The 15,676-nt window shown below is 55.8% G+C and carries 17 protein-coding genes; 9 read left to right on the forward strand and 8 right to left on the reverse strand.

The annotated features are described in order from the left end of the window. The first annotated feature begins 163 nt into the window (after positions 1–163). Both AC5Q5A_RS17795 and AC5Q5A_RS17800 read left to right on the forward strand, forming a co-directional pair. Positions 164–1,135, forward strand: coding sequence for a LysR family transcriptional regulator (locus AC5Q5A_RS17795; protein ID WP_493896086.1), 972 nt, complete (start codon positions 164–166; stop codon positions 1,133–1,135). A gap of 76 nt (positions 1,136–1,211) precedes the next feature. After that, positions 1,212–2,348, forward strand: coding sequence for a LysR family transcriptional regulator (locus AC5Q5A_RS17800; RefSeq protein WP_493896087.1), 1,137 nt, complete (start codon positions 1,212–1,214; stop codon positions 2,346–2,348). Positions 2,349–2,375: 27 nt separating this feature from the next. Here AC5Q5A_RS17800 and AC5Q5A_RS17805 read toward each other — a convergent pair whose 3' ends face one another. Continuing rightward, positions 2,376–3,242, reverse strand: coding sequence for a hypothetical protein (locus tag AC5Q5A_RS17805; protein ID WP_493896088.1), 867 nt, complete (start codon positions 3,240–3,242; stop codon positions 2,376–2,378). Between the two features lie 391 nt (positions 3,243–3,633). On the opposite strand from AC5Q5A_RS17805, the gene AC5Q5A_RS17810 reads away from it, so the two are divergent. After that, positions 3,634–4,680: a patatin-like phospholipase family protein gene (locus AC5Q5A_RS17810; RefSeq protein WP_493896089.1), complete on the forward strand. Its 1,047-nt coding sequence runs from the start codon at positions 3,634–3,636 to the stop codon at positions 4,678–4,680. Between the two features lie 18 nt (positions 4,681–4,698). Here AC5Q5A_RS17810 and AC5Q5A_RS17815 read toward each other — a convergent pair whose 3' ends face one another. Continuing rightward, complete coding sequence (locus tag AC5Q5A_RS17815) at positions 4,699–5,319, reverse strand: TetR/AcrR family transcriptional regulator (RefSeq protein WP_493896090.1); 621 nt, start codon at positions 5,317–5,319, stop codon at positions 4,699–4,701. Between the two features lie 179 nt (positions 5,320–5,498). Between AC5Q5A_RS17815 and AC5Q5A_RS17820 the strand changes: the two genes are divergently transcribed. Further along, complete coding sequence (locus AC5Q5A_RS17820) at positions 5,499–6,467, forward strand: alpha/beta hydrolase family protein (RefSeq protein ID WP_493896091.1); 969 nt, start codon at positions 5,499–5,501, stop codon at positions 6,465–6,467. Positions 6,468–6,589: 122 nt separating this feature from the next. Beyond that, the gene (locus AC5Q5A_RS17825; RefSeq protein ID WP_493896092.1) at positions 6,590–7,144 is read left to right on the forward strand and encodes a sugar O-acetyltransferase; all 555 of its coding nucleotides are present in this window, start codon (positions 6,590–6,592) and stop codon (positions 7,142–7,144) included. A gap of 122 nt (positions 7,145–7,266) precedes the next feature. Here AC5Q5A_RS17825 and AC5Q5A_RS17830 read toward each other — a convergent pair whose 3' ends face one another. Beyond that, positions 7,267–7,800, reverse strand: coding sequence for a cytochrome b/b6 domain-containing protein (locus AC5Q5A_RS17830; RefSeq protein WP_493896093.1), 534 nt, complete (start codon positions 7,798–7,800; stop codon positions 7,267–7,269). Positions 7,801–7,947: 147 nt separating this feature from the next. After that, a complete protein-coding gene (locus tag AC5Q5A_RS17835; protein ID WP_493896094.1) occupies positions 7,948–8,250 on the reverse strand; it encodes a PepSY domain-containing protein in 303 nt (100 codons plus the stop codon). 162 nt (positions 8,251–8,412) lie between these two features. Here AC5Q5A_RS17835 and AC5Q5A_RS17840 point away from each other — a divergent pair, with 162 nt between their 5' ends. Beyond that, a complete protein-coding gene (locus tag AC5Q5A_RS17840; RefSeq protein WP_493896095.1) occupies positions 8,413–9,072 on the forward strand; it encodes a response regulator transcription factor in 660 nt (219 codons plus the stop codon). 11 nt (positions 9,073–9,083) lie between these two features. Continuing rightward, positions 9,084–10,484, forward strand: a complete 1,401-nt coding sequence (locus AC5Q5A_RS17845) for an ATP-binding protein (protein WP_493896096.1) — start codon at positions 9,084–9,086, stop codon at positions 10,482–10,484. A 12-nt stretch (positions 10,485–10,496) separates the two neighbouring features. On the opposite strand, the gene AC5Q5A_RS17850 is transcribed toward AC5Q5A_RS17845, so the two are convergent. After that, on the reverse strand, positions 10,497–11,687 hold the full coding sequence (locus tag AC5Q5A_RS17850; protein WP_493896097.1) for an FAD-dependent oxidoreductase: 1,191 nt from the start codon (positions 11,685–11,687) through the stop codon (positions 10,497–10,499). Between the two features lie 265 nt (positions 11,688–11,952). Between AC5Q5A_RS17850 and AC5Q5A_RS17855 the strand changes: the two genes are divergently transcribed. Beyond that, positions 11,953–12,279, forward strand: coding sequence for a DMT family transporter (locus tag AC5Q5A_RS17855; RefSeq protein ID WP_062957772.1), 327 nt, complete (start codon positions 11,953–11,955; stop codon positions 12,277–12,279). A gap of 5 nt (positions 12,280–12,284) precedes the next feature. Here AC5Q5A_RS17855 and AC5Q5A_RS17860 read toward each other — a convergent pair whose 3' ends face one another. Next, on the reverse strand, positions 12,285–13,202 hold the full coding sequence (locus AC5Q5A_RS17860) for an NAD-dependent epimerase/dehydratase family protein (protein ID WP_493896098.1): 918 nt from the start codon (positions 13,200–13,202) through the stop codon (positions 12,285–12,287). A gap of 68 nt (positions 13,203–13,270) precedes the next feature. After that, positions 13,271–13,894 (reverse strand): LysE family translocator, encoded by a 624-nt coding sequence (locus tag AC5Q5A_RS17865; RefSeq protein WP_296989689.1) that lies wholly within the window; start codon positions 13,892–13,894, stop codon positions 13,271–13,273. Positions 13,895–14,039: 145 nt separating this feature from the next. On the opposite strand from AC5Q5A_RS17865, the gene AC5Q5A_RS17870 reads away from it, so the two are divergent. Further along, positions 14,040–14,894, forward strand: coding sequence for a LysR family transcriptional regulator (locus tag AC5Q5A_RS17870; protein ID WP_493896099.1), 855 nt, complete (start codon positions 14,040–14,042; stop codon positions 14,892–14,894). A gap of 65 nt (positions 14,895–14,959) precedes the next feature. Here the strand turns inward: AC5Q5A_RS17870 and AC5Q5A_RS17875 are convergent, their stop codons facing one another. Further along, positions 14,960–15,424: a RidA family protein gene (locus AC5Q5A_RS17875; RefSeq protein WP_064780708.1), complete on the reverse strand. Its 465-nt coding sequence runs from the start codon at positions 15,422–15,424 to the stop codon at positions 14,960–14,962. Positions 15,425–15,676 lie beyond the last annotated feature (252 nt).

Raw genomic sequence — 15,676 nt, forward strand, 5'->3', positions numbered from 1 at the left:
TGGTGGCATGCCGTCGCGGTCGGGTGGGGTGACGCGCGGACACGGCAATTATCTCAAAAGCTTGGACGAAGATTGCCACGCGGGGACGTGTTCAATAATATGAAACTTTCAAACTAAACGTCTGATTTTTTCAACGTAATGCTTTCACGAAGGTCAAGCGCCGATGTCAGTAACACTTCCGCCGCTCAGTGATGTCGATTTCCGCCAGTTGCGGATTTTCAGAACCATCGTCGAAAGCAACGGTTTCACCGCCGCCCAGGACGAGCTTGGCATTTCAAGATCGACCATCAGCACCCAGATGTCCGCGCTTGAAACCCGGTTGGGGGTCAAGCTGTGTCGGCGCGGGCGGTCGGGCTTTTCGCTGACCGAACATGGGCAAAAAATCTATAGCGAAGTGATCAAACTGTTTGCCGCGGCCGACTCATTCCGGGCCGAGGTCGGGGCCATTCGCGGCAATATGGTGGGGGAACTTCGCATTGGGGTGGTCGATGCCATGGTCGAAAACCCCAATTGCAAACTGGATCGGGCGATTGCGCTGTTTCATGAACGGGCACCCGGCGTACATCCGACTTTTGTTGTCGTATCGCCCAACCAGATTGAAAACGCGCTGCTCAGTCGGCAGATGGAAATCGCCGTCATGCCCAACCAGCCGATGAATGCAGCCGTGCAGATGCAGCAGCTTTTTCACGAAGAACAGACGATGTATTGCGGCAAGGAGCATCCATTGTTTGAAAAGGCCCATGAAAAAATGCCAATCGAACAACTGGCCGAACAGAAATACGCCCGTCGTGGTTATTCGGTGGCGCTGGCGTTCCAGTCCCTGTTCAAACATCCGCCCAGTGCGACGGCCTATGACATGGAAGGCTTGGCTTACCTGATCCGAAGCGGCAAGTTCGTCAGTTTCCTGCCAACCCACTTTGCCCGGCAATGGGTGGAACGCGGCGAAATGCGCGCCCTTCGTCCCGATCTGCTCAGCTTCAAGATCGCCATGTGTGTCGCCAACTTCCCGCAATCGGTGATGTCACGCATGGCGCGCGTCTTCCGCGAATGCCTGATCGAGGTGCATCCAACCGTGACCGCAATCAAGACTGTGCCGCCGACGCTTGAAAAGACTGCTGCGACGTCATCCCAATAACCGTTTTCCCAAATCCGGTTCGGGCGCTATGCTCTTGATCGGGCAGGGGAGTTAACCGGAACGGACGATCAAGACCATGCTGTCATCGCTGAATATCCGTCATATGCGCGTGTTTGTCGCAGTTGCCGATCAGGGGAATTTTACGGCTGCGGCCGGGATTTTGGGCCTTGGGGTGCCCGCGGTTACCGCAACCATTCGCCAGTTTGAGGATGTGACGGGGGCCGCCCTTTTTGATCGGACGACACGGCAGGTGGCGCTGACCCAGACCGGCGAGCGTTTCCTGCCGATTGCGCGGCGGTTGCTGGCCGATTTTGAAGAGGCGCTTGGCGATCTGGATGCGCTGTCCAAAGGTGTCGGTGGCAAGATTACGATTGCAGCGGCACCCTCGGTTCTGACGCGTATTTTGCCCGCCGTGATTTCCGAATTTGTTGCTACCCATCCCGATGCGCGTATTCGCCTTGATGAACGCAATGCCGGTGAAGTGCATGAAGCGGTGGCGAATAATGCCGCCGATCTCGGCATTGCCGGGGAGTGGCAGGCGTTGCCCGATATTGCCTTTCGCCCGCTGTTTTCCGATCGGTTTGGCGTGCTGTGCCGGGCCGATCATGCCTTTGCCCAAAAATCTGTTTTGCGCTGGTCGGATTTGACCGGTGAGAAGCTTGTCGGGTTGGGGCCGGAATCCGGGACCGGCGCGATGATGGCGCAGCCCGGTGTGACCAGCGACCTTTCAAGCGATACCATGCCGGTCCTGAGCCCTGCTGTGCGCGATGCGGTGGCGGCGGGCATTCCGGCGGCGAAAACGGTTCTGGCCCGCGCGCAGAAGGCGATGCGGGCCGAGGAAAAGGTGCTGCGCTCACTCGATCCGAACGCCAGCAGTGCAGAGGAAGGCAGCGATATCGCCTTGGGCGCAACCGGACCGATCCTGCCGCGTCCGATTGTTGAAACATCCAACACCATTACGCTGGCGGCCATGGTCGCCGAGGGGGTGGGGATCACGGTTCTGCCGGAACTGGCCGCCCGTGTGTCGGATATGGCAGCACCCGAAAAGCTGGTGTTTGTGCCACTCACCACCCCGGAACGCCATCGCCATATCGGCGTGATTACGCGCAAAAGCAAAAGCCTGTCACCGATTGCGCGCCTGTTCCTTGATCAGGTGATTGCGCTGGCCCCCAAGCAGGACCTTCCGGCCAGTTTGACGTGGTATAAGACCTAAACGTTATTAATGGTTCTCGTTTTCTTGTTAAACACGGTTCGGATAATGCTTGATCGTGACTTTCAGTGACAAAAACGGAGACCTAGTTTGTGGCTCGCCAGCTACCAAACTTGTCCGGCACCATTCGCAAAATTGTGAAACATAGTGCTCGTAGTGTTTGCTCAGTTGATCAAATTCATTGGTGTTAAAAAATGCCTCTAGTCCCGAAAACATCTGTTTTGAATCATTGAATGGGGATGGTTGAGGAAATGCACACCATATTGAGAGCACAGACCAAACTCGCGCCAAAATCTTAATGTCATTGTCAAAATCGGACCAGCTTGGAGTGAATGTTGCCTCATTGTGAGCAATGGTCTTGTTGCGAAACCGAATTGCTTTGGAGCTTTCATTCGAGAAGTACGTGTTGGTTCGCATTAAGTTGTCTAATTTCTTCCATTCCTCGGTCGAAATTATGCCGGACTCTTTAATTGCTTGATTACATTTTTTCCAAGCGGATTTAAGAGAGTTATCTCGACTATGTTTGTTTGTAAGTTTACCAATAATTGTTGCGACAAGGTAGCCTGCGGATACTATCCACATTTTGAAAAAGGGTAATTTTTCGAAATGGCTATTCTCAGATTTTACCTTCTCAAAGGCAAATACCATTGATCTGTATTGAATAAGGCCTAGCATAAGTTCATCTATACCTTGTGGTTGGTCTAATGTGCGTAGGGGCGCTTCCTCCAGGTGTTCTTCCAACATTTGGATTTGATCTGCTAGGCTGGCTTTTTCTAATCCGTTATCTGTAATTTCATATAAAGAAACTAACTTTCTCAACCGCTCTCGAATTGTTTGCTCATCTTCAATTGCAGCCATTTGAGAGCAAAGCCACGTTTTTAGCTCCTCATCGTTCATACGGGTACCTTCCATAAATGAATGTTTTTACCTCGAAGTGTACTGAGTTGCCTTTTTTGTATGTGTAATTTTCAACTATAAGGAGATAAAATCGATCTTTTATTCCTGTTTTATTGTATGGAAAAAGACACCGAGCCACAAGCGCCGCCGGAGTATTTTCGGGCTATCTTTGCTTTGTTGCCAAAAATTATTTGGTCTTCGCGCAGATTAAACAAACATCCAGAGAAGGCGCAAAATCCAAAACAGGTTTGATGTATGAGAGTATCCCGCCATTCGATAAAGATTGAGAAGCCTAACCTTCCTTCGGTGATATCATTGCTGGCAGATCGCGCTGTTTGCGACATATCATGACCAGTGATCCGAACATTATGACCCAGGTGCAGGAGATGGCATGAGCGAGCGTGCGAAGCAATCGACGGCGACCAACCGCAAACAGATCAACCTTGCCCTGCAGGGCGGGGGATCGCACGGGGCGTTTACCTGGGGCGTTCTGGACCGGTTGCTTGAGGATGAAGAGATCGAGCTTGAGGCGATTTCGGGCACATCGGCGGGTGCGATGAATGCCGCCGTGGTGACGTCGGGCTTTTGCAAGGGCAAATATGACGGGGCGCGCGAGGATCTTGAGCGGTTTTGGTCAGCGGTATCGGAGGCCGCGCGGTTCAGCCCGCTGCAACGTTCCCCGATTGATGTTTTGTTTGGCAACTGGTCGCTTGGCAATTCGCCGATGTATCAGTGGCTTGATATGAGTGCGAAACTGTTTTCGCCCTATGACCTTAATCCGGCGGGGGATAATCCGCTGGCGGCGCTTTTGAGCGATGTGGTCGATTTTGATTTGCTCAACAAAAGCCCGACCAAGCTTTTCATCACCGCGACCAATGTCGAAACCGGGCAGGCACGGGTGTTTCGCAACCCCGATATCAGCCTTGATGTTTTGCTGGCCTCGGCCTGTTTGCCCAATATTTACAAGACCGTCGAGATTGATGGCGTGCCCTATTGGGACGGGGGATATTCCGGCAATCCCAGCCTTGGCCCGCTTGTGCGGGAATGTTCGGCCAATGACACGGTGCTCGTACAGATCAATCCGGTCAAACGGCCGGGGATCCCGAAAACCTCGCACGAGATATCAAGCCGACTTAACGAGATTTCGTTTAACAGTTCGCTGGTCAAGGAGCTGCGCATGATGTCGGTGATCCGCAAGGACATGCCGCCCCATCAGTGCGAAGCCAGCAGTTGGGGCACCATGCGCATGCATCTGATTGCCAGTGATGTGATGCTTGAGCTGGATCACACGTCCAAGATGAATGCGGAATGGGATTTCATGACCATGCTGCGCGACAAGGGGCGCGAGGCAGCGGGCGTGTTCCTTGAAAAACATCGCGGCGATATCGGCAAAACCCCGACGCTTGATCTTGAACAGTTTGCGCCGGATTACGTTTAGGGCGTTGTTGTCGGCCCGTCAGCCCGATTTGCCATAGCGCAGGCCATCAATCATCAGATCCAGCATGCGATAGGTATGCTGCATGCCTTCATGATGTTCGGGATCGTCGCCCGCTTTGCCCCCTGAGGTGCTCCCGGCACTGGCAAGGTTGCCAATGGCGCGCAGCAGATCATAGGCATCGATGTCTGATCGGGCTTCGCCCGCCTTGGCCGCCGCAGAAAGCAGGTTTTGCAGGGCCGGTTCAAAGTTGCTGCGGAAGTAATGGGGCAGGGCATCAAAGGCCGGGTCGCCGGAATGAAGTGCCGAGGCCAATCCCTTTTTCGTGACAATAAACTGGCAATAGCGCCTGAGCCAGCGCGACAGGGCCTCGCCCGGCGGGTGGTCCTTTGCGAGCGTTTTGGCATCTGCGGCACAGGCATCAACTTCGCGTTTGAAGACGGCAACGACCAGATCGCTTCGTTTGGGAAAACGACGATAGAGCGTGCCGACCCCAACCCCGGCGGATTTGGCAATTTCACGCACCGGCGCATCGACGCCCGCGGTGGCAAAAACCGTCTTGGCGGCTTCAAGCACCGCGTCTTCGTTGCGGGCGGCATCAGCACGGATGCGTTTTTTTGTGCCGGTGGTTTCTTCCTGCATCGCTTTGTTATTCCACAATAAACCAGCGTGATCGGACGCGGACGGAGTCCGGGTGTTGAATTTCACACTTGATAAACGGAACATTGTTCCGTATTTGAATCGACAACAGGAACGTCGTTCCGTTTGTTGGTTTATAGGCGAAATCGACGGTTTCGCCAAGCAAAACAAGGATGCTTTTCATGAACAATCTGATCACCAGTGCCCGTCATATTCCGGTTCGGGATGCGGTGCCGACCCTTTCGATCTGTCCGGTGATTTTGCCGGTTGCTGATCGACCACAGCCGATTGAGATGCGGATTACCCTGCCTGCGGTGGGGGATCATTTTCCGATTATCCTGTTGTCGCACGGGCATGGGCCGTCGCTTTATATTCCGTCGATGAATGGCTATGGCCCGCTGGCACAGTTTTATGCAGAGCAGGGCTTTGCCGTGATCCAGCCGACCCACGGCAATTCGAAAGTTGCCGGGTTCGGGCCGGACGCACCGGGGGCACCGTTTTTCTGGCGGTCGCGGGTCGAGGACTTCAAACATATCATTGATCACCTGTCCGAGATCGAAGCCGCCCACCCGATCCTTGACCGGCGACTTGACCATGACCGGATTGCGGCTGTGGGGCATTCACTTGGCGGGCAGACGGTGGGAATGTTACTCGGCGCGCGGTTGACCGATACCGCCGATCCGGATGCGCAGGATGTCAACCTTCTGGAGCCGCGGATCAAGGTCGGTGTGTTGCTGGCAGCGCCGGGCAATGGCGGGGAGAGCCTTAGCGAGCATGCGCGCGCGAACTATACAGCACTCAATCCCGATTTTTCCCATATGACGACACGCACCCTTGTGGTGGCGGGGGATGAAGACGATAACCCGCACCTGACCACGCGCGGGGCGGCATGGCATACCGACCCGTTCCATTGCAGCCCGGGCGGTGATTATTTGCTGACGCTCAAAGGCGGCAAGCACGGGCTGGGCGGTATTGCAGGCTACGATGCCAAGGAAACCGATGATGAAGATCCCGATCGCCTTGCCGTAACCCAGCGGATGAGTGCGGCCTATCTGCGCAGTGCATTTGATGAAAGCGACCCGGCATGGGCAAAGGCGTGTGATGCGCTGGCAACCCATGGTGCGGAACTGGCGCATGTGACGGGCAAGTAAAGTTCGACATGCTTTGTGGGCCATGGTGGTCGGTGGTGTTAACGGCGGGGTGCTGTGCAGATTGCAGTTACCCGCAATCGGGCGTAACGTGAAGACCGTCCTGAACAACATCCCTGAACATCATGGCCCAAAGCGAACTTGAAAAAATGCAGGCCGGTGACTGGTATTCCTGCCTTGATCCGGAACTTACCGTGATGCGCCATCGCGCGCTTGAGGCCTGTCATGAGCATAGCGTGCTCTATCCTGCAGAGCGCGGCAATATCGGGCCGAAACTGCGCGCGTTGTTCGCATCATGCGCGGACGATGTGCGGATCGAGGCGCGGTTTCATTGTGCCTATGGGGTGAATATCCATCTGGCCGCCGACGTGTTTTTAAATGTCGGTTGCGTGATTTTGGATACCGCACCCGTGAAGATCGGGCGGCATTCGATGCTGGGCCCGAATGTGCAGATTTACTGTGCCGATCATCATCGCGACCCGGAACTGCGCAAACAGCATCTTGAAATCGGGCGGCCGGTGACGATTGGCGACAATGTCTGGGTCGGCGGCGGGGCGATTATTCTGCCGGGAATCACGATTGGTGATGATGCGATCATTGGCGCCGGGGCCGTGGTGACGCGCGATGTTGCGGCGGGTGCGACGGTTGTTGGCAATCCGGCAAAGCCAATTGCACGCTAAGGACTGTTTCCCCAGAAAAAAGAGGCAACCGGCCAGGGGTGGACGCGGTTGCCTTGAGTTGGGACAAACCTTAATTCAGGATGTCAGGGAAGCATTGAGGGCGTGAAGGTCGTAAAGTCCGGTCAGGAAATATCATCCGTTGCCGGGTGGCGTTTGCGGCCCGTGATCATGGCACGCACCAGATTTTCGTGATGGCGGATGCTGGCGAGCAACACGCCGCCAACATGCAGCAGCACCAGGAACAGAAGGCCGTTTGCCAGCGCCTCGTGGGTTTCTTCCACCCATTCAGAGCCCCAGAACATGGTGGTGGTGTACATCCAGCCCGTCAGCGCGCAACCGGCCATGGCCAGCATCAGGGCCACGATCATCGCCGCCCCGGCCGGGTTATGGCCGAGATAACGGGGTTCCGTGCCACGCAGGATATCGCCAAGATATTTAACCGTTGCCGCCGGGCTTTTGATGAACTGGGTGAAGCGGGCATAACGGGTGCCAATCAGGCCCCAGATCAGGCGCAGCGCAATCAGGGCACCTGCGGCATAGCCCGCCCAGTGATGCAGGCTGTCCCATTCATCGGCCGTGATCCAGGCGATGACGAAACTTGCCGCCAAGCCCCAGTGGAACAGGCGGACAAACGGGTCCCATACTTTGACAGACATGATGCGTGCTCCTGACGGTTTAATGCGGTTTTAGGTAACTGGTTCGGAGAGGCGGCTTTGACCGAGGACACCCGTGCAGGCAGGCACGGGGCCGGGGGACAGACTTTCGGTCAAAGGCGCACGCAGCCGAGGGAGGACCGATTAAAATCAGTCGTCTTCCTTGACGAGCTCAAAAGTCGCCGGGTTGAAATAGGCTTCAACCTTCTTGCCATCGGCCTTGACGGCATAAACTTCGTAGCAGCCTTCATCTTCCTTGATCTTGCGGACGTCCCAGCCCTCGGCGGTCAGTTTTTCCTTGAGCGCATCCATGCTCTGCCATTCGGATTTCGGCACGTTGCAATAATCGTCACTGGCCTGTGCGACATTCGCACTCAGGCCAAGAGAGGCAGTGGCAAGAAGCGTGGTCGCAAACAGGCCAAAGGCGGCTTTCTTCAAAACAGTGTTTTTCATGGCTCGGTTCCTTCATAAGATAGGGGATATGTCAAGATCGGTGCCGAGTATGGCGTGCTTCCCTGACAGCAACCTGAACCGGATATTTTTCGCCGTTCAGCACATTGTCAGGAAACGCCCTTAACCAAGGCCGATTGTGCAAAGTTTCGGGATGAGGTTGGGGTGCGTATTCTTCTGGTTGAAGATGAATTGATGCTGGCAGAGGCGGTGCGCGATCATTTACTGGCAAGCGGCGAGGCGGTCGATCACAGCGCAAGTGTGATCGATGCCGAGATCATGCTGCGCGGGACCAACTATGATGTGTTGCTGCTGGACCTTAACCTGCCCGATGGCAAGGGACTTGATCTTCTGCGGGGTCTTCGCCGCCAAGGATCGGCGACACCGTGCATTATCCTGACCGCACAGGATCAGATTTCGGACCGGATCGAGGGGCTAAATGCCGGGGCGGATGATTATCTGGTCAAGCCGTTTGATCTCAATGAGTTATCCGCACGCCTGGCCGCCGTTTCGCGGCGCTATAGCGGCAATCCCAATCCATTTGTGGAACTGCAGTGCGGGGTCGAGGTCGACCTTGCCGGGCGGTCGGTGCTGCGCGATGGCGAACATATCGATCTGACATCGCGCGAATGGGCGCTGTTTGATCAGATGGTCAAACGGCCGGGCCAGACGCTTTCGAAACGTCAGCTTGAAGAAGCGCTTTATGAATTCGGGGCCGAGATCGAGAGCAACACGGTCGAGGTTTATGTCAGCCGTTTGCGCCGCAAGCTTGGCAAAGACGTCATCAAAACCGTGCGCGGTGTCGGCTATCGGGTTGAGGGATAATGAAGATCAGGGTGCAAAACAGTCTTCAGTTTATTCTGACCAAACGCCTGACGCTGATCGTTGCGGTGTTTTGGGTGATCGGCGCACTGTTTGCGGCCTATACCGCCCGCCATGAGATGGAGGAGGGGGCGGATACCGCCCTTGTCGAGACATCACGGCGGACCTCGACCCTTATCATCGATTATCTTGAAAACCATCAGGGCGCGGGCGGGATTGTTGTCTTGCCCGAACCGGGCTTTGACGCTGTTCATGATGATGACGACGACAGCGATCATGACGATCATGATGGTGATTTCGACGATTTCGATGACTTCATGCAATATCAACTGCGTGATGCAAAGGGTGACGTTCTGCTGCGGTCGCAAAATGCACCGGAAACGCCGTTTGATGCGCCGCTTGAGCCCGGTTTCAGCGATGGTGATGAAGTGCGCGTTTATACCAGTGTGACCGGCAATGGTGATCTGTTCATGCAGGTGGCCGAACCGACCGAGCATCGCAATGAAGCGATCATTGAAACCATGGTGTCGCAATTTACGCCGCTGATTTTCCTGATCCCGGTGACCATCCTTGCGGTGGTCTATAGCGTGACCCACGCGCTTGCCCCGGTGCGGCATGTCCGCAACGAGATCGAAACGCGCGGCGAAGGCAACCTGACCCCGATTGCACAGGATGACCCGATCGAAGAAATCAGCACCATTGTCACGGCGGTCAACCGGTTGATGGCAAAGCTTGAGGCGGCACTCAGTGTCGAGCGCAGCTTTACCGCCAATAGTGCGCATGAACTGCGCACCCCGATAGCCGTGGCGTTGGCGCAAACGCAAAGGCTTCTGGCGGAACTGCCCGAAGGTCACGCGGCCCGCAAACGTGCGGTCCAGACGGAAGAGGCGCTTAAACGCCTGTCGCGGCTCTCAGAAAAGCTTTTGCAGCTGGCACGCGCGGAATCAAGCGGTGGCTTTAGCCCGACGGGGCATAATCAGGATCTTGGCCCGACGCTTAATCTGGTGATTGAAGACCTCAAGCGGGCCGGGATGGAAGGGGCGCATATCCGCTGTGATGCCGACAATCTGGCGACATTATCGGCCAATATTGACCTTGATGCCTTTGCGATCTGCATGCGCAACCTGATTGAAAATGCCCTGAAATATGGTGGCGATGAAGAACCCGTCGACATCCGCGTGATCGAGGGGCACATCGTGCAAGTCGCAAATGGGGGTGCACCCGTTCGCCCGGATGAACTGGATCAACTGACCACCCGGTTCAAACGATCGAGCAGCAAGGCCGATGGTTCGGGCCTTGGGTTGGCGATTGTCGAGGCGATTGCACGCAACACTAAATCCGAGCTCAGGCTTTATTCCCCACGCCCGGATCATGCGGACGGCTTCATGGCCGAGCTTCGTCTGCATCAAAGCTGAAGCGAGACAGGCTTATTTGCCCACCCCGACCTTGATGGCGAGTTTGCGAAGCGGGCCGATGCGGTTAATCGCGGTGAGGCCGGCATAGCGCAGGTCGCGGAGGGTCTTGGGTTCGAACATCGATGCGCGGTTAAGCAGATCAATGCCGCCGACCCGCATGACGGTTTTGGGAAGCTGGCGACGTTCATAGGATTTCAGGAGCGGGGTCGCGCCGATATCCTCATTATGCAGTTTGGCCTTGGCCATCAGTTCGGCCAGGGTTTCGATGTCATGCAGGCTCATGTTCAAGCCTTGCGCGCCAATTGGTGGCACGACATGGGCGGATTCTGCGATCAAGGCAAGGCGGGCGGCAATCAGGCGCGATGGCACTTGCGAGATCATCGGCCAGACGGCGCGCGGGCTTGCGACGGTCAGCGGGCCAAACAGGTTCATGGTGTCGTGGGTGATTTCGGCGGACAGGGCCTCGTCACTCATGGCGTTGAGTTCATCGGCGCGGGCAGCTGGCACCATCCAGACGACGGACGAGCAGGGCTTGCCATCAAGGTCGGGCATGGGAACGAGTGTTAGCGGGCCGCCGGTACGGTGGATTTCGGTCGAGATGTTGTCATGTGGTTTGTTGTGGGTGACGACAAACACCAGCGCACTTTGATCATAGGCCCAGCGTTTGTGTTTGATCCCGGCCATGTCGCGCAAGGATGAATTGCGGCCATCAGCGGCAATGACGACTTTGGCCCGTACGGTCTGGCCATCCGAAAGCGTTACTTCGCCATAGCGCGAGGTGCCTTTGAACGCCGTCACGGTGGTGGAAAAGCGGAAATCGACATTATCAAGTTCGGCCAAGCGCGCCATCAGGGCCACCCGGGCGGCCTTGTTTGAGACATTCCAGCCAAAGAAACCGTTCTTGGTTTCAGAACCATCAAAGTCGGCAGTTTCGCGCGGGGTGCGTTCGGTACCACCGGCATCAACAATACGCATGACGCGAAGTTCGGCCCCGGTCGGTTTGATGGCATCCCAGACGCCAGCTTTTTTAAGCGTCTCAATACCCGGCTCAAGGAAGGCGGTGGTGCGTAAATCCGTGCCTTCGCCGATGTCAGAGGGGGCCGGGTCGACAATCACGATCTGATGGCCGTCGGCGGCAAAACGTGCCGCGGCACTCATTCCGGCGATCCCGCCGCCTGCAATCAGAATATCGGTTTCGATCATGACTGTTTATCCCATTCTCTGGCCGGATATCACGCGCACATCTGTGCGGCTATGACCGGCAAATCGTTGCGGGCAATGTGCCCTGTTGGGTCACTATACGCAACGATTTTGCCATCCGTTTTGATCCAGATTACGGCAAGGCGATTTTGGTGGGGGGCGATAAGGCGGGCGCGGGGATTGCCCCATAAGGAAAATTGGGCCATTTTGGGAGTGCCTTCCGTCAGGAGCGCCTTCCGCCACCACCCCAAAAACAAGGAATAAGATCATGCTCGCCTGGGTATATCTGTTTATTGCGATCAGTCTTGAAGTGATCGGGACGATATCGCTTAAATTCTCGGATGGATTTACCGATTGGCGTTTTACGGTGTTAAGCCTTGGCGTTTATGGCCTGAGCTTCTGGTTTTTGTCGATGACGTTGCGCATCATTCCGGTCGGCACGGCCTATGCGGTGTGGGCCGGGCTTGGCACGGCATCGGTCGCCCTGATTGGCTGGTTGTTCCTGAAGGAACCGATGACCGCAGTTAAGGCGGTATTGTTGCTGATGATCATTGGCGGGGTGGTCGGGCTCAAGACCATCAGCACGGAAAGTTAATATCGTTAACTGTGGGCCATTGTTGCAGCGGCACAAGCCTTGATGTCCTGTTCGATATCACGGTGTTTGGGGTCCCAGCCCAGTTCACGGATTGCCTTGGCGCTGCTGAGATGTTGATGATGGCCAAGTCCCTCCGCCCAATTCCCAAGACGGCTCATCGCGGTTTGTTTGCTGATCGTTTCAAACTGGCAGTCATCAATGGCGAAGTGGCTCGCGATCAGCTTGGCAACGGCGTCATTTGAAACACCGTTGATCGCAACCCCAATATAGCTGGAACCGGGGTTGGCATTGGTGAGCGCGCGGTAATAAAGATCGGCCAGATCATCGGTGTGGACCATCGGTTGATCAATATGGTCACCGCCAACAATGGTAATCACCTTGTTGCTTTGGGCGGATGTGATGGCGCGTTCAAACAGGCCGGTATGCCCACGGCGGCCGGTGGCATAGACGCATCCGGGATGAATGACGATGCCGTGCAGTTTTTCATCGCCAAGAATGCGGTTTAGCCCGGCAATCATCCAGTCAAATTCCGGTAAAGTGGCAAAGGGCAGTGTTTCATCGCCGATCTGTCCCGGTTGGGTTTGCGGGTAGCTCCAGACGCCGCCGGTATAGAGAAAGCGCACCATGCCTGGTATGCGATGAAGGGCCGGGATCAAGTGATCGAGCAGATTGGCATCAATGCGCGGCATCTGATCGGAAAAATCACAGGCCGTGTGAATGACGGCATCAACATCGGGCAGGTCGTTGACCCAAGCGGTCGGGTTTGTGATATCGCCCCGGATTGGCGTTGCGCCGAGATCGGCCAGCATTTTGTGGCTGGCGCGTGATCGGGCAAGTGCCACGACATCGTGTTGATGGCGGATCAGGTTTTCAACGATGGCCGATCCGATCAGGCCGGTTCCACCTGTGACAAAGACGCGCATTCTGTTTCCCCAAATGGATGTGATGCGATCCTTGTCCGACCTCAACCGGGGTTGAGGTCAAGGGGATTTTAGAGCCACATTGGAATGATCGAGGCGATCAGAAGTACGCCAAGCGTCACATTGACCGTGCGCCACTGCCAATCCGATGTCAGCAACAGCGAGAGGCTTAAGCCCAATGCGCACCAAAGCGCCATCGACAAAAAACCGGAAAAGGCAAAGGCACTGCCTAGAATAATGGCCAGTTCGGTCGGGTCCTGTGCGATGGCAGAAAAGGATGCCGCCGCGCCGATGGTGACAGCCCAGCCTTTCGGGTTCAGCCACAGCAGGCCGAAGGCGCCAAGAAACGGGATGGGTTTGCTGTCTGTCGGGGTGTCCTGATCAAGGTTGCGCGCAATCGTCGAGGTGGGTGGCGGCGGGGCCATGGCGATCTTGACGGCCAGCCACACCAGATAGCTGGTGCCGATCAGTTTGGTGATGAGCTCAATCGCCGGAAAGGCGCGCAGCAAATTCGCCAGCCCAAGCGCGCCGGCGGCTGCCAGTGTCAGCATGCCGATTGAAATACCCATGATGAACGGCACAGAACGGCGAAAGCCGAATTGCGCACCCGATGCGGTGGCAAGCGTCGTTGCCCCGCCGGGCGACAGGGCCGCGGCCAGGGTAAAGGATAAAACCGGCAGCAGTGTTTCGATCATTCTATCGTCCTGTGGTGGCGCGTTGCCCGGGCGGTAGGAACATCAGAAAACAATTCTTTGCATCAGGAAAGCGAATGTTCATTATGGATGGCATTACGTTTGTTAATGCTGTTGATCATGTTGTAGCCGGATCGGTAGGGATATCATGCGAAACCTTGATGTGGCGGTGTTGCGCGCCTTTGTGACGGTGGCGGAAACCGGCAGCATGACCGGTGCGGCGGACGTGCTTAACCTGACGCAAGGGGCGGTCAGCCAGCAGATCAAGCGGCTTGAAACCGCATTCGGGTGCGGATTGTTTGAGCGCGCGCGCAAGGGATTGCGCCTGACCCAGAATGGGGAGCAATTGCTGCGCAAGGCGCAAAGGATGCTTTTGCTCAATGACGAGATCTGGCAGGACATGACCGGGGCGGGCCATGTCGGCAAGCTTACCGTTGGCATTCCTTATGATCTTGTTGGCACGTTTATGCGCACGCCGCTTAGAAAATTTTGCGATCACTATCCGGGGATCGAGCTTTCACTGCGGTGTCATAGCTCCCAGGAACTGCGGAGCATGGTCAATAGTGGCGAGATTGATATTGCCCTGGTTGAGGAGCCGGTCGGGCAGATGACGGGTGATTTCCTGAAAATTGCGCCGCTGGTCTGGGTCGGGGCGAAATCGGGCAAGGCCCAGACAAAGCGCCCGCTTCCGGTGTCGCTCGTCAGTCGTGAATGCGCGTTTCGACCGGCAGTGATTGATGCGCTGGATCAGGCAGGGATAGCCTGGCGCAGCGTGTTTGAAAGCGGCAATATCGAAGCAACCGCGGCAACGGTGCGATCGGATTTGTCGATCACGGCATTTCTGGTTGGCACGATCCCCGATGATCTTGAAGCACTGGGCCGGGATGATGCATTGCCGGAATTACCGAAATTCGCAATCAGCCTGATGGAAAAACCCGGCGCACATAACGAAGTGCGCGACGTGTTTGCCGAGATGGTGCGAACCCATTTCCATCAGTTGTAACGCGCAAAAGAAAACACCGACCAGCGATGCTGATCGGTGTTGCATTCAGGCGGCTGATTGAAAGATCAGGCGACTTCGAAAATGCCATCAATTTCAACCGCAACACCGAGCGGCAGGGCGGCGACGCCAACAGCCGAGCGCGCATGTTTGCCCGCATCGCCAAAGATTTCGACCATGGTGTCAGATGCGCCATTGACGACTTTCGGCTGATCGGTGAAGTCGGGGGCGGAATTAACAAACGCATTCAGTTTGACAACGCGGGTGACCTTATCGAGATCGCCGATGGCGGCCTTGAGTTGCGCAACAAGGTTGAGTGCGCAAAGGCGGGCGGCCTTCTGACCGGTTTCGACGTCATAGTCGGCACCGAGTTTGCCGATAAATTTCAACTCGCCGTTTTCCATGGTGATCTGACCGGAAATATGAACCAGCTTGCCCGAGATGACATAGGGCACATAGTTCGCAACCGGTGCAGTCGCAGTCGGCAGGGTGATGCCGAGATCGGCAAGATGAGCGTCGATTTTACCAGCCATGATGATCCATCCTTTTGCTTGGCAGATGTTCAAATTTGCCCCCAACTTATCGGGGTTGCGGGGCAAACAAAACAGTTTCTTTGTATCGATGCAATCAAGCGCAGGGGCGGTGCGGCAAGTGTTTGTGCGATCCTTTCAAACAGTTGAATAAAATCGAATTGCCATAAGGGGAAAGGCCCGTAACAATGGGTTATCGGCAGCACGGCGAAAACCTGCTGCCTTGTTTTTGGGATTTTGATGCGGTGCAAACCG

The organism is Thalassospira sp. CA1 (genome assembly GCF_059052855.1).

Coding starts and splice junctions, on each gene's coding strand:
- AC5Q5A_RS17795 (WP_493896086.1), top strand. CDS start 164: ATGTCAGTAACACTTCCGCCGCTCAGTGATGTCGATTTCCGCCAGTTG.
- AC5Q5A_RS17800 (WP_493896087.1), top strand. CDS start 1,212: ATGCTGTCATCGCTGAATATCCGTCATATGCGCGTGTTTGTCGCAGTT.
- AC5Q5A_RS17805 (WP_493896088.1), bottom strand. CDS start 3,242: ATGAACGATGAGGAGCTAAAAACGTGGCTTTGCTCTCAAATGGCTGCA.
- AC5Q5A_RS17810 (WP_493896089.1), top strand. CDS start 3,634: ATGAGCGAGCGTGCGAAGCAATCGACGGCGACCAACCGCAAACAGATC.
- AC5Q5A_RS17815 (WP_493896090.1), bottom strand. CDS start 5,319: ATGCAGGAAGAAACCACCGGCACAAAAAAACGCATCCGTGCTGATGCC.
- AC5Q5A_RS17820 (WP_493896091.1), top strand. CDS start 5,499: ATGAACAATCTGATCACCAGTGCCCGTCATATTCCGGTTCGGGATGCG.
- AC5Q5A_RS17825 (WP_493896092.1), top strand. CDS start 6,590: ATGGCCCAAAGCGAACTTGAAAAAATGCAGGCCGGTGACTGGTATTCC.
- AC5Q5A_RS17830 (WP_493896093.1), bottom strand. CDS start 7,800: ATGTCTGTCAAAGTATGGGACCCGTTTGTCCGCCTGTTCCACTGGGGC.
- AC5Q5A_RS17835 (WP_493896094.1), bottom strand. CDS start 8,250: ATGAAAAACACTGTTTTGAAGAAAGCCGCCTTTGGCCTGTTTGCGACC.
- AC5Q5A_RS17850 (WP_493896097.1), bottom strand. CDS start 11,687: ATGATCGAAACCGATATTCTGATTGCAGGCGGCGGGATCGCCGGAATG.
- AC5Q5A_RS17855 (WP_062957772.1), top strand. CDS start 11,953: ATGCTCGCCTGGGTATATCTGTTTATTGCGATCAGTCTTGAAGTGATC.
- AC5Q5A_RS17860 (WP_493896098.1), bottom strand. CDS start 13,202: ATGCGCGTCTTTGTCACAGGTGGAACCGGCCTGATCGGATCGGCCATC.
- AC5Q5A_RS17865 (WP_296989689.1), bottom strand. CDS start 13,894: ATGATCGAAACACTGCTGCCGGTTTTATCCTTTACCCTGGCCGCGGCC.
- AC5Q5A_RS17870 (WP_493896099.1), top strand. CDS start 14,040: ATGCGAAACCTTGATGTGGCGGTGTTGCGCGCCTTTGTGACGGTGGCG.
- AC5Q5A_RS17875 (WP_064780708.1), bottom strand. CDS start 15,424: ATGGCTGGTAAAATCGACGCTCATCTTGCCGATCTCGGCATCACCCTG.